21 protein-coding genes and 1 tRNA gene are annotated in these 19,381 nt (G+C 71.6%); 8 read left to right on the plus strand and 14 right to left on the minus strand.

Going from position 1 to position 19,381, the window contains the following annotated elements; all coding sequences use genetic code 11:
* Positions 1 to 8: 8 nt before the first annotated feature.
* The 3 genes from rph (at position 9) to QSK31_RS23170 (ending at position 1,918) form a co-directional block, all read left to right on the plus strand.
* Positions 9 to 734 (plus strand): ribonuclease PH, encoded by a 726-nt coding sequence (rph, locus tag QSK31_RS23160; protein WP_285686384.1) that lies wholly within the window; start codon positions 9 to 11, stop codon positions 732 to 734.
* Between the two features lie 85 nt (positions 735 to 819).
* Positions 820 to 1,428, plus strand: coding sequence for an RdgB/HAM1 family non-canonical purine NTP pyrophosphatase (rdgB, locus tag QSK31_RS23165; protein WP_285686385.1), 609 nt, complete (start codon positions 820 to 822; stop codon positions 1,426 to 1,428).
* A gap of 100 nt (positions 1,429 to 1,528) precedes the next feature.
* The gene (locus QSK31_RS23170; protein ID WP_285686386.1) at positions 1,529 to 1,918 is read left to right on the plus strand and encodes a hypothetical protein; all 390 of its coding nucleotides are present in this window, start codon (positions 1,529 to 1,531) and stop codon (positions 1,916 to 1,918) included.
* Here the strand turns inward: QSK31_RS23170 and hutH are convergent.
* The 7 genes from hutH to QSK31_RS23205 all read right to left on the minus strand — a co-directional run bounded on the left by hutH (position 1,915) and on the right by QSK31_RS23205 (position 10,333).
* Positions 1,915 to 3,450, minus strand: coding sequence for a histidine ammonia-lyase (hutH, locus tag QSK31_RS23175; protein WP_285686387.1), 1,536 nt, complete (start codon positions 3,448 to 3,450; stop codon positions 1,915 to 1,917). The genes QSK31_RS23170 and hutH overlap by 4 nt on opposite strands.
* Positions 3,451 to 3,570: 120 nt before the next feature.
* A complete protein-coding gene (gene hutI / locus QSK31_RS23180; RefSeq protein WP_285686388.1) occupies positions 3,571 to 4,725 on the minus strand; it encodes an imidazolonepropionase in 1,155 nt (384 codons plus the stop codon).
* Entirely contained in the window at positions 4,722 to 5,990 is a 1,269-nt protein-coding gene (locus QSK31_RS23185) for a formimidoylglutamate deiminase (protein ID WP_285686389.1), read from the minus strand. The genes hutI and QSK31_RS23185 overlap by 4 nt, the downstream gene beginning before the upstream one ends.
* A complete protein-coding gene (locus QSK31_RS23190; protein WP_285686390.1) occupies positions 5,987 to 7,159 on the minus strand; it encodes an allantoate amidohydrolase in 1,173 nt (390 codons plus the stop codon). The genes QSK31_RS23185 and QSK31_RS23190 overlap by 4 nt, the downstream gene beginning before the upstream one ends.
* On the minus strand, positions 7,156 to 8,766 hold the full coding sequence (hutU, locus tag QSK31_RS23195) for a urocanate hydratase (RefSeq protein ID WP_352244478.1): 1,611 nt from the start codon (positions 8,764 to 8,766) through the stop codon (positions 7,156 to 7,158). The genes QSK31_RS23190 and hutU overlap by 4 nt, the downstream gene beginning before the upstream one ends.
* A 40-nt stretch (positions 8,767 to 8,806) precedes the next feature.
* Positions 8,807 to 9,634 carry a MurR/RpiR family transcriptional regulator gene (locus QSK31_RS23200; protein WP_285686391.1) on the minus strand — a complete coding sequence of 276 codons (828 nt, stop codon included), beginning with the start codon at positions 9,632 to 9,634 and terminating at the stop codon, positions 8,807 to 8,809.
* 33 nt (positions 9,635 to 9,667) lie between these two features.
* Positions 9,668 to 10,333: a TetR family transcriptional regulator gene (locus QSK31_RS23205; RefSeq protein WP_285686392.1), complete on the minus strand. Its 666-nt coding sequence runs from the start codon at positions 10,331 to 10,333 to the stop codon at positions 9,668 to 9,670.
* A 91-nt stretch (positions 10,334 to 10,424) separates the two neighbouring features.
* On the opposite strand from QSK31_RS23205, the gene QSK31_RS23210 reads away from it, so the two are divergent.
* The 3 genes from QSK31_RS23210 (at position 10,425) to QSK31_RS23220 (ending at position 13,043) form a co-directional block, all read left to right on the plus strand.
* A complete protein-coding gene (locus QSK31_RS23210; protein ID WP_285686393.1) occupies positions 10,425 to 11,327 on the plus strand; it encodes an oxidoreductase in 903 nt (300 codons plus the stop codon).
* A 4-nt stretch (positions 11,328 to 11,331) separates the two neighbouring features.
* Complete coding sequence (locus tag QSK31_RS23215; RefSeq protein ID WP_285686394.1) at positions 11,332 to 12,135, plus strand: MOSC domain-containing protein; 804 nt, start codon at positions 11,332 to 11,334, stop codon at positions 12,133 to 12,135.
* A gap of 77 nt (positions 12,136 to 12,212) precedes the next feature.
* Positions 12,213 to 13,043, plus strand: a complete 831-nt coding sequence (locus QSK31_RS23220) for an expansin EXLX1 family cellulose-binding protein (protein WP_285686395.1) — start codon at positions 12,213 to 12,215, stop codon at positions 13,041 to 13,043.
* Here the strand turns inward: QSK31_RS23220 and QSK31_RS23225 are convergent.
* The 3 genes from QSK31_RS23225 to QSK31_RS23235 are packed head-to-tail and all read right to left on the minus strand — an operon-like array spanning position 13,017 to position 14,897.
* Complete coding sequence (locus tag QSK31_RS23225; protein WP_285686396.1) at positions 13,017 to 13,553, minus strand: GNAT family N-acetyltransferase; 537 nt, start codon at positions 13,551 to 13,553, stop codon at positions 13,017 to 13,019. The two genes, QSK31_RS23220 and QSK31_RS23225, sit on opposite strands and share 27 nt — an antisense overlap.
* A 52-nt stretch (positions 13,554 to 13,605) precedes the next feature.
* Positions 13,606 to 14,181 carry a nucleotidyltransferase family protein gene (locus QSK31_RS23230; RefSeq protein ID WP_285686397.1) on the minus strand — a complete coding sequence of 192 codons (576 nt, stop codon included), beginning with the start codon at positions 14,179 to 14,181 and terminating at the stop codon, positions 13,606 to 13,608.
* Positions 14,182 to 14,183: 2 nt separating this feature from the next.
* The gene (locus QSK31_RS23235) at positions 14,184 to 14,897 is read right to left on the minus strand and encodes a hypothetical protein (RefSeq protein WP_285686398.1); all 714 of its coding nucleotides are present in this window, start codon (positions 14,895 to 14,897) and stop codon (positions 14,184 to 14,186) included.
* Between the two features lie 98 nt (positions 14,898 to 14,995).
* On the opposite strand from QSK31_RS23235, the gene QSK31_RS23240 reads away from it, so the two are divergent.
* Positions 14,996 to 16,192 (plus strand): MFS transporter, encoded by a 1,197-nt coding sequence (locus QSK31_RS23240; RefSeq protein WP_285686399.1) that lies wholly within the window; start codon positions 14,996 to 14,998, stop codon positions 16,190 to 16,192.
* A gap of 24 nt (positions 16,193 to 16,216) precedes the next feature.
* Here the strand turns inward: QSK31_RS23240 and QSK31_RS23245 are convergent, their stop codons facing one another.
* The 3 genes from QSK31_RS23245 to QSK31_RS23255 all read right to left on the minus strand — a co-directional run bounded on the left by QSK31_RS23245 (position 16,217) and on the right by QSK31_RS23255 (position 18,059).
* A complete protein-coding gene (locus QSK31_RS23245; protein ID WP_285686400.1) occupies positions 16,217 to 16,417 on the minus strand; it encodes a hypothetical protein in 201 nt (66 codons plus the stop codon).
* A 298-nt stretch (positions 16,418 to 16,715) separates the two neighbouring features.
* Complete coding sequence (locus QSK31_RS23250; RefSeq protein WP_285686401.1) at positions 16,716 to 17,276, minus strand: dihydrofolate reductase family protein; 561 nt, start codon at positions 17,274 to 17,276, stop codon at positions 16,716 to 16,718.
* Positions 17,277 to 17,321: 45 nt separating this feature from the next.
* Positions 17,322 to 18,059, minus strand: a complete 738-nt coding sequence (locus QSK31_RS23255; protein WP_285686402.1) for a DinB family protein — start codon at positions 18,057 to 18,059, stop codon at positions 17,322 to 17,324.
* 131 nt (positions 18,060 to 18,190) lie between these two features.
* On the opposite strand from QSK31_RS23255, the gene QSK31_RS23260 reads away from it, so the two are divergent.
* Positions 18,191 to 18,868: a nucleotidyltransferase domain-containing protein gene (locus QSK31_RS23260; protein WP_285686403.1), complete on the plus strand. Its 678-nt coding sequence runs from the start codon at positions 18,191 to 18,193 to the stop codon at positions 18,866 to 18,868.
* A gap of 379 nt (positions 18,869 to 19,247) precedes the next feature.
* On the opposite strand, the gene QSK31_RS23265 is transcribed toward QSK31_RS23260, so the two are convergent.
* A tRNA-Leu gene (locus QSK31_RS23265) sits at positions 19,248 to 19,330 on the minus strand.
* Positions 19,331 to 19,381: the final 51 nt, after the last annotated feature.

Genomic DNA, 19,381 nt, shown 5'->3' on the forward strand with positions numbered 1-19,381 from the left:
TTGCGGGCATGGCACGTCCCGACGGCCGCGAGCCCGGCCAACTGCGTCCCGTGACCCTGACCCGCCGGTGGAGCATCCACCCGGAGGGCTCGGTGCTCGTGGAGTTCGGCAACACCCGTGTGCTGTGCACCGCGTCGGTCACCGAGGGGGTGCCGCGCTGGCGCAAGGGCTCCGGCCTGGGCTGGGTGACGGCGGAGTACGCGATGCTCCCGCGCGCCACCAACACCCGCGGCGACCGGGAGAGTGTCAAGGGCAAGGTCGGCGGGCGTACGCAGGAGATCTCCCGTCTGATCGGGCGCAGCCTGCGGGCGAGCATCGACCTCAAGGCGCTGGGCGAGAACTCGATCGTCCTGGACTGCGACGTGCTCCAGGCCGACGGCGGCACCCGGACCGCGGCGATCACCGGGGCGTACGTCGCCCTGCACGACGCGGTGACCTGGCTGTCCGGCCGCAAGTCGCTGGCCGGCAAGGTGGAGGCCGTCATGCGGAAATCGGTGCAGGCGGTCAGCGTCGGCATCATCGACGGCGAGGCCCGCACCGACCTGATGTACCTGGAGGACGTGGCCGCCGAGGTCGACATGAACATCGTCTGCACCGGCGACGGTGACTTCGTCGAGGTCCAGGGCACCGGCGAGGCCAACGTCTTCGACCGCGCCCAGCTCGACGCGCTCCTCGACCTCGGCGTCGCGGGCTGCGCGGAGCTGGCGCTGGCCCAGCAGAAGGCGCTGTCATGACCGACCGCACCGAGCACGACGGCACAGCGGAGCGCGCACGGCGCGCGCAGGGCCAGGAGCGCATGACGAAGATGGGACGGGCGTCGTGACCAAGCTGCTGCTCGCCACGGCGAACCAGAAGAAGCTGGTGGAACTCCAGCGCATCCTGGACGCGGCACTCGGCAAGTCCCGGGTCCAGCTGGTCGGCCTGGGCGACTTCGAGGGCTATCCGGACGTACCCGAGACGGGTTTGACCTTTGGCGAAAACGCTCTGATCAAGGCGCGTGAGGGCGCGAAGCGGACCGGTCTGCCCACCGTGGCCGACGACTCCGGCATCGCGATCGACGCGCTCAACGGCATGCCCGGCGTGTTCAGCGCACGGTGGTCCGGCGGGCACGGCGACGACGACGCCAACCTCGACCTGGTGCTGGCCCAGATCAGCGACGTCGCCGACGAGCACCGCGGCGGCGCCTTCGTCTGCGCGGCCGCGCTGGTCCTGCCGAACGGTCGCGAGCACCTGGTCGAGGGCCGCCAGGCCGGCCGCATCCTGCGCGCCCGCCGCGGCGACGGCGGCTTCGGCTACGACCCGATCTTCCTCGGCGACGGTCAGGAGCGGACCAACGCCGAGCTCAGCCCGGCCGAGAAGGACGCGATCAGCCACCGCGGCAAGGCGTTCCGCGAGCTGGCCAAGGTCGTCGCCAAGGAACTCCGCTAACCCGCTCTCCCGGATTCGTGCCGGACCCCACCACCGGAGCATCGGTGGCCGACGATCCCTCGGCAGGATCGGTGGCCTACGGGGGGACGGGGAGATGGGCGTGGAGAACATCGTGCGGGCAGCCGGCGTACTGGCCATGGGGGTGGCCGTCGGCGTGCAGGTGGGGGCAGCGATTCTCGGAACGCCCGCGGTGGCGACGGACCAGGGTTGTGCCGGGTCCGTCGCCGTCGCACCGCAGCAACGGGGGACGGTGGGCCGGACCGTCGAGGTGGGCCGGTCCGCCGTCACGCTGGAGTTCGTCAAGGTCGGCGGCGGCGTCTACGGATTCGCCCGCGGTGGCCAGGCGTGGCTCGACCGGTCCGACACCGGCGGCGCGAGCTGGGAACGCTGCGGCCCCCTGGCGGCGGTGCGGGCCACCGATGACCCTCAGCGCCTGCTGCGAGCCTGCGGGCGCGTCGACGGCGTCGAGGCGTGTACCGAGCCTTTCTAGCCGAGTGCGCCGATCGCCGACTCGATGTCGGCGCGCAGGGCTCGGCTCGCGATCACCGCACGGGCCTCCTCCAGCACCGGCGCCAGGAAGCGGTCCGGTCCGGGCTCCCCGGCGAACGGTGTGACCGCGGCGACCGCCGCGCGGCCGGCCGGGGACGGGACCAGCGGGGCGCGCAGCTGGATGCCGCGTACGCCGGAGAGCAGCTCGACCGCGAGCAGGCTGGTCAGGTTGTCCAGGACGGTGCGCAGTTTCTTGGTCGCGGACCAGCCCATCGAGACGTGGTCCTCCTGCATGCCGCTGGTGGGCAGCGAGTCGACCGAGGCGGGCGCGGCCAGGCGGCGGTTCTCGGCGACGATGCCGGCCGCGGTGTACTGCGCGATCATCAGGCCGGAGTTGACGCCCGCGTCGGGGGACAGGAAGGGCGGCAGGTCACGGTTGCGGGTCACGTCGAGCAGGCGGTCGACGCGGCGCTCGGCGATCGCGCCCACCTCGGCGGCGGCGATGGCCAGGAAGTCGGCGGCGAAGCCGAGCGGTGCGCCGTGGAAGTTGCCGGTCGACTCGACCCGGCCGTCGCGCAGCACGACCGGGTTGTCCACGACCGACCCGAGTTCCCGGCCGGCGACCTCGATGACGAAGCCGAGGGTGTCGCGGGCGGCGCCGGCCACCTGCGGGGCGCATCGCATCGAGTACGCGTCCTGCACCGCGTGCGCCAGGTCGTCGCGATGCGAATCCATGATGGACGAGCCCTGGAGCAGCCGGTGGATGTTCGCGGCCGACGCCGTCTGGCCGGGGTGCGGCCGGATCGCGTGCAGCTCGGGCAGGAACGGCCGCTCCGACCCGAGCATCGCCTCGATGGAGAGGGCCGCGGTCACGTCGGCCATGGTGAACAGGTGCGCCGCGTCGTCGATCGCGAGCAGCAGCATGCCGAGCATGCCGTCGGTGCCGTTGATCAGGGCCAGGCCCTCCTTGGCGGCGAGGTCGAGCGGCTCGATGCCGGCGGCGTGCAGAGCCTCGGAGGCGGCTGCCCGGGCACCGTCCTTGCCGAGCACCCAGCCCTCGCCGAGCAGCACCAGCGCGCAGTGGGCCAGCGCCGCCAGGTCACCGGACGCGCCCAGCGAGCCGTGTTCCGGCACCCACGGCGTGATGTCCGCGTTCAGCAGATCCACCAGGCCGCGGGCCAGTTCCGGGCGTACGCCGGACAGGCCGAGCGCCAGCGACCGCACCCGCAGCAGCATCATCGCCCGCACCACCTCGCGTGGCATCGGAGCGCCGATGCCCGCGGCGTGCGAGCGGATCAGAGCGTGTTGCAGTTCGGCCCGCCGCGACGGCGCGATCGACGTGTTGGCCAGCGCGCCGAATCCGGTCGACACGCCGTAGACCGGCCGGCCGGACGCCTCGATGCCGTCGACGATCGCGCGGCTGGCGGCCATCGAGGCGATGGTCTCGTCGGCGATCTCGACCCGGGCGCGGCCGCGGGCCACGGCGAGGACGTCGGCGGCGGTGACGCCGGTGGGCTGAACGACGACGGTCATGACGCGACCCCGTGGCGCAGGAGGTCGGCGGTGACGCCGGTGGGCTGAACGACGACGGTCATGACGCGACCCCGTGGCGCAGGAGGTCGGCGGTGACGCCGGTGGGCTGAACGACGACGGTCATAGCGGGACTCCGTGGTGCAGAACGGTGCGGATCAGTGGCACGCCCGGCCGGTAGGCCAGGTGCAGGTAGGACGGCGCGTCCAGGACGGCCAGGTCGGCACGGGCGCCGACGCGCAGGTGGCCGATGTCGTCGCGGCGCAGGGCACGCGCGCCGCCGGCGGTGGCCGACCACAGGGCCTCGGCCGGCGTCATGCGCATCTCGCGGACGGCCAGGGCGAGACAGAAGGGCATGGATGACGTGTACGACGAGCCGGGGTTGCAGTCGGTCGCCAGCGCCACGGTCACGCCCGCCTCCAGCAGCCGCCGGGCGTCCGGGTAGGGCGAGCGGGTGGAGAACTCGGCGCCGGGCAGCAGCGTGGCAACGGTGTCGCCGCTCGCCAGCGCGTCGACGTCGGCCGCGTCCAGGTGCGTGCAGTGGTCCGCGCTGGCGGCTTTCAATTCCACGGCTATGCGTACGCCGGGTCCGTGCTGAAGCTGGTTCGCATGGATGCGGGGCAGCAGGCCGGCGGCGAGGCCCGCGGTCAGGATCGCGCGCGACTGCTCGCCGGTGAACGCGCCCCGATCGCAGAACACGTCGATCCACCGCGCGTGGGGTGCGGCGGCCGCCAGCATCTCGCCGGTGACCAGCGCGACGTAGTCGTCCGGGTCGCCGTCCGGGACCAGATGCGCGCCCAGGAAGGTGGTCTCCTCGGTGAGCTCGGCGGCGATGCGCAGGCTGCGGGCCTCGTCGGCGACGCTCAGGCCGTACCCACTCTTGATCTCGATCGTGGTCGTGCCCTGCCGCCGCGCCTCGGTGACCAGGCGAGAGGCGTTGGCGCGGAGGTCGTCGTCGGTCGCGGCGCGGGTCGCGGCCACGGTCGTGCGGATTCCACCACCGGTGTACGGGCGGCCGGCCATCCGCGCGGCGAACTCGGCGGCCCGGTCCCCGGCGAACACCAGGTGCGCGTGGCTGTCCACGAAGCCGGGGATGACCGCCGCGCCACCGGCGTCGATCCGCTCGTCGGCGGAGGGCGCGTCCGACGCCGAGCCGACCCAGGCGACGCGGCCGTCCTCGGCGAGCAGGGCGGCGTTCGTGCGTGGCGGCCCGTCGTGCGTGGTGAGCTCGCCGATGTTGTCGATCAGGATGCTGCTCGTGCCGCTCTTGTCGGTCATGCCGGGATCGCCTCCCCCAGTTCGGCCGCCACGTCGAGCTCGAGGTGCCGGCCGTCCGCCACGATCAGCCGGCCGTCCGCGATCACGGTCGTGATGTCGGCGGCGGTGGCGGCCAGGATCGCCTGGGCCGGATCGGTGCCCGCCGTGCGTACCGACGTCAGGGAGAGGGCGACCAGGTCGGCGCGCATGCCGACGGCGATCTCGCCCGCGTCGTCCCAGCCGATCGCCGCATGGTTGGTGGCCGCCGCGAGCAACTCGGCCACGGTGAAGTGGCCGCGCCTCTCGGTGGCCAGCCGCTCGTTCATCTCCACGCCGCGCATCTCCTCGAAGACGTCGATCACGGCGTGGCTGTCGCTGCCGAGGGAGAGCCCGGTCAGGGCGCGGGCGGGGCCGATCCCGTCGGCGAGGTCCCGTTCGGTGGTGGGACACAGGCACACGCCGGTCCCGGACAGCGCCCCGACATCGCCGTCGGTGAGATGCGTGGCGTGCACGACAGTGGTGCCGGGGCCGAGGATCCCGTTGCGGCGCAACAACTCGGTCGGCGTGCAGCCGTGGACGGCCTGGCACTGCTCGTTCTCGGCGCGTTGCTCGGACAGGTGCACGTGCAGCGGAGCCCGGCCGGCCAACGCGGCCAGCTCGCGCTCCGGCACGGCACGGACCGAGTGTGCCGCGGCGCCGATCCGTGCGTGGGGCAACGGTTTCAGCGCCGTCACGCGGTCGATCCAGGCATCGGCCGTGCCGTCGCTGAACCGGCGCTGCACACCCTCCGGAGGCTTACCATCCACACTGGACGTCAGATAGAGCGTGTCCAGCAGGGTGATCCGGATGCCGGCGTCCGCGGCGGCCGCGATGAGCGCCTCGCCCATCGCGTTCGGATCGGCGTAACGGCCGCCGGTCGGCGTGTGGTGCAGGTAGTGGAACTCGCCGACCGCGGTGATCCCGGCCATCGCCATCTCGCCGTAGACCGCCCGCGCCAGCCGGTGGTAGCCGTCCGGGTCGAGCGAGCCGGCCACCTCGTACATCCGGTCGCGCCAGGTCCAGAAGCTGCCGCGACCGCTGTGCGTGCGGCCACGCAGAGCCCGGTGGAAGGCGTGCGAGTGCACGTTGGCGAAGCTGGGCAGGACCAGGCCGGGCAGCTTGTTCGCATCGCCTCGCGGCGAACCGGGCGTCACGGATGCGAACCGGCCGTCCACGATCTCGATCAGGACGTCGTCCTCGATCACGCCGCCGACGAGCGCGTGCGCGGCGTGCCACTTGAAGCTCACGTCAACTCCTCCGCCGCCGGGGCGCGCGTGAGCTCCTCCAGCACCGCGGCGAGCGCGTCCACCCCGGCCTCGCAGTCGGCGTCGGTCGCGTGCTCGGCGGGGGAGTGCGACACCCCGGTCGGGTTCCGGACGAAGAGCATCGCGGTCGGCACGTGCGCGGACAACACCCCGGCGTCGTGGCCGGCGCCGGTCGGCAGGATCGGCGCGCCGTCGAGGATGGCCGAGAGGCGCAGCGCCAGCGGGCTGTCGAAGGCTACTTCGGCCGTGACCGACTCGGCCGTCACCGACACCTCGGTGCCGTCCCGGCCGGCGCGATCCTCCGCCCGCTTCGTCACCGCGGCCACCAGAGCATCCAACGTGGACTCGTCGGCGGCCCGGGCGTCGAGCCAGCCGGTCACCAGGGACGGGATCGCGTTGGTGGCATTGGGTTCCACCGATACCCGGCCCATCGTGGCGTGGGCGCCGGACAGGCGCGCCTCCTTGTTCGCGGCCAGCACCGTGTACGCGTACGTCAGCATCGGATCCCGACGGTCCGCCATGCGCGTGGTCCCGGCGTGGTCGGCGCTGCCCCGGAAGTCCAGCCGCCACCGCCCGTGCGGCCAGATCGCGCCGGCCACCCCGACCGGGACCTCGAGGGCGCGGCCCTGCTCGATGTGCAGCTCGACCACGGCCCTGACCTTGTTCAACGCGCGTTCTCCGGTGGGCCGGCCGCCCAGCGCCTGCCCGAAGGTGATCCCGTCCCGATCGCACAGCGCCGCCGCCCGGTCCACCGGGATCGCGCCGGTCAGCAGCCGCGACCCCAGGCACGGCACGCCGAAGCGGCCACCCTCCTCCTCGCAGAACGCCACCACGGCCACGTTGCGGCCGGGCGGGAGCCGGTCCACCGCCAGGAACGCGGACACGATGCCGAGCGGCCCGTCGTAGCCGCCGCCGTAGGGCACCGAGTCGAAGTGCGAGCCGGTCAGCACCACGCCGTCCGCCCACGGTTCGCCGCACCACGCGAACAGGTTGCCGTTCCCGTCCTCGGTGACCGTCATGTCGCGGCGGAACGCCTGATTGCGGAACCAGTCCCGCAGGACGAGTTCCGCCTCGCCCAGGGCGTACCGGAGATATCCCTTGTCGGTCAGGCCGATCGGCGCGATCTCGGCCCACAGCTCGGCGAAGCTCACGACTGCCGCATCGGGACGGTGACGTGCGCGGCGGCCGCCGAGTCGTAGCCGGCGTCCGCGTGTCGCAGCACGCCGGTGGCCGGATCGTTGCTCAGCACCCGCTCGATCTTCTGACCGGCGAGTGCGCTCCCGTCCGCCACGCACACCTGTCCGGCGTGGATCGACCGGCCGATGCCCACCCCGCCGCCGTGGTGGATGGACACCCAGCTCGCGCCGCTGGCCGTGTTGACCATCGCGTTCAGCAGCGGCCAGTCGGCGATCGCGTCCGACCCGTCGGCCATCGCCTCGGTCTCCCGGTAGGGCGAGGCCACCGACCCCGAGTCCAGGTGGTCGCGGCCGATCACCAGCGGCGCCGACACCTCGCCGCTCGCGACCATCTCGTTGAACCTCACGCCGGCCTTGTCCCGTTCGCCGTAGCCCAGCCAGCAGATCCGGGCCGGAAGCCCCTGGAAGGCAACACGTTCGCCGGCCAGCCGGATCCAGCGCGCGAGCGGGTCGTTGTCCGGGAACAGATCCAGCACCGCCCGGTCCGTCGCGGCGATGTCGGTCGGATCGCCGGAGAGCGCCGCCCAGCGGAACGGGCCCTTGCCCTCGGCGAAGAGCGGCCTGATGTACGCCGGGACGAAGCCCGGGAAATCGAACGCCCGCTCGTAGCCGCCGAGCCTCGCCTCGCCGCGGATCGAGTTGCCGTAGTCGAACACCTCGGCGCCGCGATCCAGGAACCCGACCATCGCCTCGACATGAACCGCCATGCTCGCCCGGGCGCGGTCGGTGTGCTCGTCCGGCTTCAGGCCGGTGATGTCCCCGACAGGCACGTAGCTCAGGGGATCGTGCGCGCTGGTCTGATCGGTGACGATGTCGATCTCGACCCCGCGACGCAACAGCTCGGGGAAGACCTCGGCGGCGTTCCCGACGACGCCGACGGACCTGGCAACTCTGTCCTTTTTGTACGCCTCGGACAGGGCCACCGCTTGGTTCAGATCGTCCGCGATCTCGCCGAGGTAACGCGTGTCGACCCGCCGCTGCAGCCGGGTCCGGTCCACGTCCACGATCAGGCAGACGCCGCCGTTCATCGTCACCGCGAGAGGCTGCGCGCCGCCCATGCCGCCGCACCCCGCGGTCAGCGTCAACGTCCCCGCCAGGTCGCCGCCGAACCTCTTCGCCGCCACCGCCGAGAACGTCTCGTACGTCCCCTGCAGGATGCCCTGCGTGCCGATGTAGATCCACGACCCGGCGGTCATCTGGCCGTACATCGTCAGGCCCAGCTTCTCCAGGCGGCGGAACTCCGGCCACGTGGCCCAGTCGCCGACCAGATTCGAGTTCGCGATCAAAACCCGAGGAGCCCATTCATGGGTACGCAGGACACCGACCGGCCGTCCCGACTGCACCAGCAGAGTCTCGTCGTCGCGCAACACGTCCAGTTCCCGCACGATCGCGTGGAAGCTGGGCCAGTCCCGCGCCGCCCGTCCCGTGCCGCCGTACACCACCAGGTCCTCCGGGCGCTCCGCCACATCCGGGTCCAGGTTGTTCATCAGCATCCGCTTGGCGGCCTCCTGCGGCCAGCCCAGTGCCGTGCGCGTCGTACCCCGCTGAGCCCTGATCTCCATGCCGTGCTGCCCCCTACGCTTCTTACGCCTTTTACGCCTTTTACGCTTCGAAAATGTGCCGCCGCCCGGCCGTCGCCTCGAACTCCTCCAACCGGCGCTGCGCCACCTCGGGCGCCGCGTCGCACATCGCCTGCAGCAACACCATCGCCATCGCCATCGGCCCCGTGTGCAGGTCGAACACCAGATCCGTGCCCACCGCCGCCGGCAACACCACATCCGCCACCTCGGCGGCCGGCGACACGGACGAGTCGGTGATCGCCACCACGGCCATACCCGCCTCCCGGATCGCGGCCAGGCTCTCCCGCGGATAGCGGGGCAGCACCATCGCCAGCATGGCGGTCGCACCGGCCGCGCGGGCCTGATCCAGCCGGTCCAGCAACTGCGTCCCGCCGCAGTCCAGCACCCGCACGTCCGGGTGCACCTTGGCGGCGAAATACCCGAAGTACCCCGCCAGCGGCGCCGCGGCCCGCAGCCCGAGAACCGGCAGGGGCCGGCTGCGCACGAGCAGTCCGGCGGCCGTACGCACCGGGGTGAGATCGTCGAGCTGATCCCGCAACCGCCCCAGCCGCCCGGCCTCCGCCGAGATCGCGCTCTGCATCTCGTTGGCCGCCGCGGTGGCCGGCGCGGACGCGGAGCCGACGAGCCCGCGCAGCTCACGACGCAGCGCGGGGTAGCCGGTGTAGCCGAGCGCCATCGCGAACCGGGTCACCGAGGGCTGGCTGACACCCGCGAGCTCGGCGACTTCCGCGGCCGACAGATAGGCCGCGGTGGCGGCATGCTGCACGAGGCTGTGCGCGATCCGCCGCTGCGTGGGCGTGAGCCGAGTCCCGTGAAACAGATCCCCCACCTTGACGGCTGTTTCATTCACCCGCCCAGACTATGCATAAGAACTTTCAGTCCGCTAGCCCCGCACGGGGAAGCCGCCGGTCGCCGCGGTCGACGAAGACGATGGATCGCTGCGGTCTCCGCCGTGCGCGCGGCCCGAGGGTGCCGTCGTGCGATGCGTCTCCGGCGCCGTGAGGCGATTCACCGCCTCCGCGACGGTGGCTCGGTGGCGGGAGCGCGGGACCAGGTCCTGGAAGTCGGGCTCGCGGAGCTGCCACATGTTGGCCAGGGTCAGCACCAGCGCCAGCACCTCGCCCGGCGCGAGGGTCTCGGTGACCGTGCCGCGTTTCTGGGCGTCGGCGATCGCGGCGACCTTGTCGGCCATCGCGGCCGTGGTGGACGCCCGGCGGGTTGCGGTCTCGCCGCGTTCCAGCTGGTACCACGCTACGAAACGCAGGATCTCGGGGTGGGTCGTGCCGCCGTCGTGGAGGCGGCCGGCGTACTCACCGAGGTCGTCGGCGTTCATCGGCACGGTCGTGACGGTCTGCTCGACGATCAGGTCGAAAACCGCCTCGAAGAGTCCGTCCTTGTTCTCGTAGAACGAGTAGACGAGGCCGGCGCTGATCCCGGCCCGTTTCGCCACCCGGTCGACGCGGGCGCCGGACACCCCGTACGCCGCGAACTCCGTCAGGGCCGACTCCAGCAGCTGCCGGCGCTTGGTCTCAGGATCCCGTGTCCGCACGCCGCCCAGTGTTACTGAATGAACATTTATTTGACAACTCGACGCACCTGCGAACACTATTGAATGAGTGTTCATTTACTAGGGAGCTGTCATGACGCACTGGACCCCCGACGACATCGGCGACCTGACCGGCCGCACCGCGCTCGTCACCGGCGCCAACAGCGGCATCGGTCTGCACACCGCACGGCACCTCGCCGCCCACGGCGCACGCGTGCTGCTCGCCGGCCGTGACGGCAGCCGCCTCGAGACGGCCGCCACCGCCATCCGCACCAAGACGCCCGGGGCCGACCTGGTCATCCTCGAGTTCGACCTGAGCGACCTCGCGAGCATCGAGGCGGCGGCCGGCACGGTCACCGACCTCGACCTGCTCATCAACAACGCCGGGGTGATGAACGTCCCGGAACGCCGGACCACAGCCGACGGCTTCGAGCTGACCTTCGGCACGAACCACCTGGGTCACTTCGCCCTCACCTCGTACCTGATGCCGGTTCTGCGCCGGGCGCCCGCCGCCCGCATCGTCACCGTCAGCGCCGTCGCCGCCCGCTGGCCCAGCGCCGCCCTCACCGACCTGATGAGCGAGCGCTCCTACCGGCCGATGACCGCGTACGCGAAGTCCAAGCGCGCCAACATCGTCTTCACCCTCGAACTGGCCCGTCGCCTCGACGGCACACCGATGCGGGCGATCGCCGTCCACCCCGGCTCGGCCATGACCAACCTGCAGCAGCACACCCGCGGCGGTTTCCAGCGCCTGCTGCTCCCCCTGTTGAGCCGCGTGGCGATGGGTTCCGAGGAGGCTGCCGCGTGGCCTTCGCTCTTCGCCGCCACCGATCCCGGCGTGCCCAACGGCGCCTTCCTCGGGCCGGCCGGCCGCCGCCAGGACAGCGGCGCCCCGAAGCCGGCCCGGCTGCCGCGCGGCGCGACCGACCCCGAGGCGGGTGCCGCGTTGTGGTCCGCGAGCGGGCGACTGCTGGCCGGGGCGGGCGTGGCAGGCTGACAGGATGCGAATCGCCTCGCTGCACACGTACCCGATCAAGGGGTCGCACCGGAATGACCACGACGAAGCCGTCGTGGAGCGCCAAGGTCTCGCCGGGGATCGGCGCTGGATCGTCGTCGATCACGACGGGGTCGGTGTGACGCAGCGGGACACCTCGGTGCTCAGCCAGTTGCACGTCACGCCGGTCGACGACGGGCTGGTCGTGCGTACGCCAGGAATGCCGGACCTGCACGTGGCCGAGCCCGCCGTCGGGCCGAAGGAGTTCGTGCGCGTCTTCCGGCGCAAGTCCCCGGTGCCGGCGCGGATCGCGGACGACGGCGGGTGGTTCGCTCGGTTTCTGGGGCGGCCGGTGCGGCTGGCGTGGCAGGCCGACCCGAGCGGGCGGACCATCGACGGGTCTTCGCGAGACGACGACCGGGTCAGCTTGGCCGACGGCTACCCGATGCTGGTCACCACCGAGGGGTCGCTGGCCGCGCTGAACGACTGGCTGGTCGAGGCGGGTGAGGAGCCGGTGCCGATGACCCGGTTCCGGCCGAACATCGTGGTGGCCGGCGCGACGCCGTGGGCCGAGGACGACTGGGTGGGCCGGCGGCTGACGATCGGTGACGTGCCGTTCCTGGCGGCCAATGCGTGCGCGCGCTGCCTGGTCACCACGATCGACCAGGAGACCGGTGTGAAAGGCTCGCAGCCGCTGCGGATCCTGGGCCGGTTCCGCAACATCGGCGGCGGGCTGCTCTTCGGCATGAACCTGCTCCCGGACGCAACCGGAACCCTCCGGGTGGGTGACGAGGTCACTCTCGCGTCTTAGGTTTCGCTTAGGACCGTTGCCCTTCCGTACGCAAGGCCGAAGCATTCACCGGCGTGACCGCACCCTCCAATCCATTTTTGGCGAAGCGCTGGCTGGCATCCGGTGGCGCAGTAGTCCTGGCCGGGATCCTCGGTGTCGCCCTGCTGCTGCGGGACGGCGGCGCCGCCTGCGCTGCCGCCCGCGCCGGCGACAAGGCCACCTTCTACGACCTCGGCGACGGCCCGGGCAACTGCTCGTTCCCGTCGGCGCCGGCCGACGACCTGTTCGTCGCGCTCGGCGAGGAGGACTACGACGACGGTGCGATGTGCGGCAGCTACCTGGACGTGAAGGGGCCCAACGGCAAGGTGCGGGTCAAGGTGATCGACTCGTGCCCGCCGTGCGAGGCGGGGCACATCGACCTCAGCCGGACGGCGTTCAAGAAGATCGCGGACGAGGTCGACGGCATCGTGCCCATCTCGTTCACGAAGGTGCGCACGCCCAAGGTGCCCGGGCCGGTCAGTGTGCGGCTGAAGGAAGGCTCGTCGCAGTACTGGTTCGCGGCGCTGATCGACAACCACGGCAGCCCGCTGCGCTCGGTGAAGATCAACGGCAAGACGGCTTCGCGTACGGACTTCAACTACTGGATCGTCGACGGCGGCGCGGGGAGCGGGCCGTTCACGATCAAGTTCACCGATGCGTACGGGAAGACGACCACCGTGCCCGGGATCAAACTGAAGCCGGGCCTGACACAGAAGCTGCGCGGCGTGATCAAGGCCGTCAAGCCGAAACCATCACCGAAACGCACGCCGGCCAAGAAGCCCGCACCGGCGCCGAAGCCGCCGATCCTGGAATCCGCGCCCGCCTCGTCCGCGCCGCCCCCGGTCGTCGAACCCCCGGTCGCGCTAGTCGCCCGGCCCGCGTCCTGCTAGTTCCAGCCACATGATGATCTCGTCACGGTCGTCGCCCGGCGCCACCCGCAGCGCGTCGGGCACCCGCCCCACCTCGCGGTAGCCGAGCCGCGCATAGAAATCCTCGGTCCCCGTCCCGCCCCGCACGGTCACCTGCAACGCGTCCAGCCCCATCTTCCGCCCGGCCGCCGCCGCCTCGCGCATGATCGCCCCGCCGTACCCGAGGCCTTGCTTTGCGGGGTCGACCATGACGCGTTTGAGTGTCCGCCAATGGTTCTTGAGCCGATGCCCGTTGTCCGCGACGAACAGCAGCGCCACCAGCCGCCCGTCCTCGAACCCGGCGACCAGCCGATCGGTCCCGGCGACGACCGCGGCGAGTGAACTCTCGGCGGTCGGCCGCACGTCATCGGCAACGACCGGCGCCACGAACCCGACGGCCCCACCGGAGTTGACGACCGCGGTCCACAGCGCGACGACCTCCTCGCGCAGCGCGTCGGTCACCACCGGATCAAGCGAGAACTCCAAGCCCATCCGGCCATCATCGCCCGGACCGCGCCTGTCGTTCTGCGGCGCCGGTCACTTGTTACGCCGGCCACGGCAGAACGGTGAGTTCGGGCCACAGCTCACGCCACCGGGCGGCCTTCGTCTCGTAGACCTCGCGCGGCGCGAGCACCGGGTTGGGCCGCAGCACCAGGTCGAAGATGTCGGCGAGGCCGTGCGGCGCGTACACCCGCCACTGCCCGTCCGGCTCCAGCCGGACCCCGACGCAGCAGGTGGTGGCGGCGAACGAGTCGATCGCCGCCTCGGTCGAGGAGTAGGGCGGGCAGGGAACGCCGAACTTCTGCTCGTACCAGAGGTGGACGCGCGCCTCGTTGCGAACCTCGACCTCGGCGGGCAGGTCCGCGAAGACCCGCGCCGACGCCGCGATCACCCGGTCCTCGGCCTCCCACGACAGGTCACCAGCGTCGAAGTAGAACAGGTCGTAGTCCCGGATCCCGTGCCCCGGCGGCCGGCCCGTGACGCCGTTCCACACGGTCTGGAACACGCAGCCGGCCGTCAGGTACCAGCCTGGCAGGTCCAGCGCCGCGGCTCGCTCCAGCACCTCGATCAGGACCTCGTTGCGGGACAGCGCCGACCTCAGCCGCTCCTCGCCGGGCACCGTCAGCCGGTCTGGGTCAGGACGTCGTTGAAGATCTTCTGGATGTTCGCCTTGGTGGCCGGCGGGGTGAACGCGCCGACGCCGACCTGCCACTTCGGCTCGCCGCCGCCGGTGCCGAAGAAGTGGCTCAGGTCGAGCGTGTAGCGGCCCTTGGCAGGCCCCACGAGGGTACGGCTGGGTATGTCCCGAAGAGCGGGTTTGTCCGGGTCGGGCGCCTCGCTCGTCGGCGCCGGCTCGAACGGCTCGGCGGCGGGGAACGTCCGCACCGGCGCCGGCAGGGTCACCTCGTCGTCACTGTTGCCGTCGCTGAACAGCGAGATGGCGATGCCGCCGCACAGGCACAGGATCAGCACGACCAGCGGCAGTGCGACGAGCACGATGGCCGCGGTCTTGCCGTTGTGGTTCTGCGGTGGCGCGCCGATCGCCCCGTCCAGCCACGCGATGGCGGGCGCCCGATATTCGAGCTCGACCACCTGGCCGGGATGCACCGTGACGACGGTGTCGGCGTTCCCGATCCGCGACGGCAGAAGATAAGGGATGTGCATGTGCACGTGGTGCTGCCCCGGCGGCATCGGCACGACGGTGCGCCCCCAGGCCGCCTGCACCGGATGCCCGTTGATCGCGAGGAGGGGCTTGAACAGCCCGAGGAGGAAGCTCATCCACCAGTACCGCGCGGTCACCGCGATGGCGCCGGTCGGCTGTTGTTGCTCGTACACGCGATCCTCCCCTTGAAGACCGTCGAAGCATACGGATCAGTGCCCCGCCCGGCTGTCCCGTTTGATCCCCCCGGTGAGGGCTGGCAGCGTGGCACCTCGTGCCCGGAGCCTTCAGGTGGTTCTTCGCCGGCCGCTCGATCTCGATGGCCGGCAGCTTCATGTCACCCGTCGCGCTGGCGTTCGGTGTTCTGGAGCTGACCGGCAGCGCTGCCTGGCTGTCCGCGGTCACCGCCGCCGCCCTGGTTCCGATGGTCGCGACGATGCTCCTCGGCGGCGGCATCGCCGACCGTTACCGCCGCGACAGGGTGCTGGTTCTCACCAGCATCGGCGCCGGCGTCGCCCAGGCCGGCGTCGCGGTCGTCCTGCTCACCGGTCAGCACCCGGCGCTGCTGCTGCCGTTGTCCGCCTGCACCGGCGTCTTCCAGGGACTGACCACGCCCGCCCTGCGCGGCATCGTCGCCGGCCTGATCGCCGGGCGCGGACTCCAGCGGGCGAGCTCGCTGCTTGCCTCCGCCCGCAACACCACCCGGATCGCCGGCCCGGCCGTCGCCGGCCTGTTGACCGCGTCGGTCGGCGGCGGCTGGGCGCTCGCCGCGGACGCCACGTCCTTCCTGCTGGCGGCCGCCTGCTTCGCCCGGATCTCGCAGCCGGATCTGCCCCCGCGCGCCAAGGACGGCCCGACCATGCTCGCCGATCTGCGGGAGGGCTGGAGATACTTCAGGTCCCAGCAGTGGATCTGGTCGGTGACGCTGGCCTTCGCCGTCTTCAACGCCACCAACATGGGCTTCTGGCAGATCCTCGGCCCGGTGATCGCGAACGACACGATCGGCGCCCGCGGCTGGGGCCTGGTACTGGCCGCCCGCGGGGTCGGTGCGCTGCTGGCCAGCGTGGTGCTGGTGAAGCTGACCATCATGCGCCGGCCGATGACGCCGGCCCTGTCCTCGATGGCGGTGGCCACCCTGCCGCTGATCCTGCTCGGCACCGGCGCCGGCACACTCTGGCTGGCGGCCGCGTCGTTGCTGGCCGGGGTGGCCGCCGAGTTCTTCACCGTCGTCTGGGAGACCGTCAACTACACCCACATCCCGGAGCGTCTGCTCTCCCGGGTCGGCGCCCACGACGAGTTCTGGTCGTCCGTGTCGTCCCCGATCGGCCAGCTGTCCGCACCGCTGCTCGCTGCGGCGTTCGGAACGGCGGCGGTCGCCCTCACCGCCGGCGGCGTGGCAGCGGCCGCGATGCTGCTGGCGTCGCTGGTGCCGTCACTTCGCCGGATCGAGATCGACCGCGACAACATCTGACGTCGCGCCGAAACCGAGGACGGATCAGACCATGGCCCAATCCGCCCGCGCGTCGGCGGGCGCCCTCCACTCGCTCGTGGCCGCCGCCTCCCGGTAGGCGATGAGGAGTGCGTCGGGCAGAGCGGGGGAGCGGCTGACGATCTCCCGCAGATTGCGCTCGTCAGGAAAATCTGCCGGTGGCACCAACCGCCAGCCCTCTGAACTTTCGACGTAGATCGCGCTCATGAGCACCCCCGAGACCTTCCGACAGCAGGACGGCTGCCACGGCTGGGTCCGAGTGGCCCACCTCGTTCGCCGCGGCGATGATGACGGCGTCGAGGGCGTGGCGTAGTTCCGGCTCGGTGACGTCGCGGGCGAGAGTGCCGGCCAGCGGTCATCTCGTCGGGCAGCAGGTGTGCGCCCTTGGCGTAGGCGGCTGGATGACCGAGCCGCAGGCAGGCGAGTGCGATCACGTGGTCGCGGATGGCGCTGACCCAGTGCTCGGCCTGCCCCGCAGACGATTCCGGTCGTCGGTCGTGAACATCTAGCCGCGTACGCGATAGGCGAGGTAGACGACGCCGTTGTCGAAGCGGCGCTCGTCGGTGAGCTCGAGGTCGATGCGGATGCGGTCGGTGAGGAAGCGGGTGCCGCCGCCGACGATCACGGGGGAGAAGAGGACGCGGATCTCGTCGACCAGGCCGGCTCGGAGCGCGTGGGATGCCAGGCCGGGGCCGCCGATGCTGAGGTCGCGGTCGGACGTCTCCTTGAGGTGGCGCACGGCGGCCGGGTCGAAGGTGCGCTCGATCCGGGTGCGGGCGGTGCTGGGCGAGGCCAGCGTCGTCGAGTAGACGATCTTGTCGGCGGACTGCCAGACGCGGGCGTAGTCCTGTTCGACCTCGGGCGTGCCGGGCTGCTCGAGCGCCGTCTCCCAGTAGCTCATCACCTCGTAGAGCCGGCGCCCGTACAGGTGGGTGCCGATCGGCCGTTCGAGGTCGTTGACGAACTGGTGTACCTCGGGGTCGGGTTCGCTCCAGTCGAACTTGCCCTGCTCGTCGTTGATGTAGCCGTCGAGCGAGGCGATGTCGGTGCAGATGAGTTTGCCCATGCCGAGGAGCCTACGGGTAACCGTAGGCAATTCGCAACCGGTTGCTCAGGGCAACAGCTTGTTGAGGTCGCGTTCGGCGAACTGGCGGTGCAGGTACTCCTCGATCAGCACCGTGCCCAGCACCTCACGCACCGGCATCGCCTCCGGCGGGGGCCAGCCGGGTGCGTCGACCGGCGTCGTCTGCCCGTTCAGCTGCTCGTCGGTCAAAGACCTCAAGACTTCGCGTACGCCCGAAGTGCGGTCTTCGCGCAGCGCCAGCACCTCGTCGAGCGACGGCCGCGCATCCCACAGCGGCGGGAAGCTGCAGAGGTCGCCCGCCTCGGTCCACGGCAGGTCGAGCGGATGCCACGGCTCCGGATCGCCCAGGTAGGCACGCCCCACCCAGGCGTCGGTGGCGTACGCCAGGTGGCGCAGCGTCTGCAGGAACGACCACTCGCCGTCCACCGACGTGTTGAGCTGCTCGGTCGTCAGCTTGCGGGCGCGGTCGATCGTGCCGGCCCACAGGTCCTCGAGGATCGCCCACGCCTCCCGGAAGCCGTCCGCGTCGGCCGGGCGCATCTTGGCCAGCAGCGGGTCGCGGCGTTCCTGCTCGGCGGCCACCAGCGGGGCGACGTCGATCCCGTTGATCACGACGTTCTTGAGCTCGCCGCTGATCTCCACATCGCACAGCTCGACGCCGCGCATCCGCACCCGGTAGAAGTTGACACCCCGGAAATCCGTGTCGGCCAGGTTGACCTCGCGAAACGTGGAGCCGCTCAGGTCCTGCTTGATGAACTCCGTCATGGGGGGACACTATCGCCGGTCAGGCGCTCGCGGGCGGCCCCGATCACGCCCAGGAAACCCGGCTGACGCCTCGATCCTGTCCCGGCGCCGCGCGGGAATCCGGCGGGAATCGGACCTGGCATCATGCGCGTGTGCTGGACGACTTCGCCGCTCGGCTCGCGGCTCATGATCAGGTCACCGATCTGCTCGTGGCAGGTTCGCTGGCGACCGGTGACCACATCCCCGGCGTCAGCGACCTCGACCTGGTGGCCATCACGTCCGCCGAGCTGGGGGACGACGAGGTCCGCGCGTTGCACGCCGGCATCGACCCGGCGCTCAAGCTGGGCTGCGTCTACGTTCCCGCCTCCGCGGTCGATGACCGGTCCCGCCGCCATCCGACGTGGACGCACGACCTCCTGGTGCAGCGCATCCTTTCCGGGGTCACGCGCGCCGAGCTGGTCAGGCACGGTTACGCCGTCTTCGGCCGCCCGCCGGCCGAGCTGTTCCCCGCGATGACCGACGACGACATCCGCGACGCCGCCCGCGCCGAGCTCACCGGTTACTGGTCGTGGGCGGCCCGCCGCCCGTGGATCTTCCTGGACCCGACGATGGCCGACCTGAGTCTCACGTCGATGGCCCGCGGCCGGTACGCCCTCCGCCACGGCGCCCTGCTCACCAAGTCCCGAGCCGTCGAGCGGGCGGCCGCCCCGCCGTGGCTGATCGCCCAGCTGACCGCCCGCCGCCGAGGCGAGCAGATCACGTCTCCCAGGCTCCGAACCGCATGGGTCGCCTGGCGCGACGCCCGCCGCACGGTCGCACTCGCGCAGTGACGGTCGCGCTCGCGCGGTGAATCGCCTGGCGGGACGCCCGCCGCACGGTCAGACTCGCGGGGTGGCGCCGAGGCCGCCGCCGTGCGCGGCCTGTCCGACCGCCTGACCCTGCACGAGCGGGACGCCCGCTCCTACGTCCCGGACGGCGACTACGACCTGGTCATGTGCGTCGGCGCCACGCACGCGTTCGGCGGCTTCGCGGGCACCCTCGACCTGGCCGGCCGGCACGTCAACGCGGACGGCGTACTCCTGGTCGGCGAGGGTTTCTGGGAGACCGCCCCGACCCCGGCGGCAGCCGGATCGGCGTGGACCGGCCGGGCCTGCTGGTCTCGATCGCGATGGTCGCCGTCACCGGCTGACCCGCCGCACCGATCAGCTGTGCGGAAGGGGGGACTCGAACCCCCACGCCCGTTAGGACAAAGGCTCCTAAGGCCTTCGCGTCTGCCATTCCGCCACTCCCGCGTGCCGCCGAGTCTAAACACTGGCCGACGGGACGTATGCACAGGCCACGGC

The sequence above is a fragment of the Actinoplanes sp. NBRC 103695 genome (assembly GCF_030269485.1).
Classification (GTDB): domain Bacteria; phylum Actinomycetota; class Actinomycetes; order Mycobacteriales; family Micromonosporaceae; genus Actinoplanes.

Bases quoted from the DNA above. Each gene is read 5' to 3' on its own strand.
- rph (WP_285686384.1), top strand. From the start codon at position 9: ATGGCACGTCCCGACGGCCGCGAGCCCGGCCAACTGCGTCCCGTGACC.
- hutH (WP_285686387.1), bottom strand. From the start codon at position 3,450: ATGACCGTCGTCGTTCAGCCCACCGGCGTCACCGCCGCCGACGTCCTC.
- hutI (WP_285686388.1), bottom strand. From the start codon at position 4,725: ATGACCGACAAGAGCGGCACGAGCAGCATCCTGATCGACAACATCGGC.
- hutU (WP_352244478.1), bottom strand. From the start codon at position 8,766: ATGGAGATCAGGGCTCAGCGGGGTACGACGCGCACGGCACTGGGCTGG.
- QSK31_RS23210 (WP_285686393.1), top strand. From the start codon at position 10,425: ATGACGCACTGGACCCCCGACGACATCGGCGACCTGACCGGCCGCACC.
- QSK31_RS23215 (WP_285686394.1), top strand. From the start codon at position 11,332: ATGCGAATCGCCTCGCTGCACACGTACCCGATCAAGGGGTCGCACCGG.
- QSK31_RS23225 (WP_285686396.1), bottom strand. From the start codon at position 13,553: ATGGGCTTGGAGTTCTCGCTTGATCCGGTGGTGACCGACGCGCTGCGC.
- QSK31_RS23245 (WP_285686400.1), bottom strand. From the start codon at position 16,417: ATGAGCGCGATCTACGTCGAAAGTTCAGAGGGCTGGCGGTTGGTGCCA.
- QSK31_RS23250 (WP_285686401.1), bottom strand. From the start codon at position 17,276: ATGGGCAAACTCATCTGCACCGACATCGCCTCGCTCGACGGCTACATC.
- QSK31_RS23255 (WP_285686402.1), bottom strand. From the start codon at position 18,059: ATGACGGAGTTCATCAAGCAGGACCTGAGCGGCTCCACGTTTCGCGAG.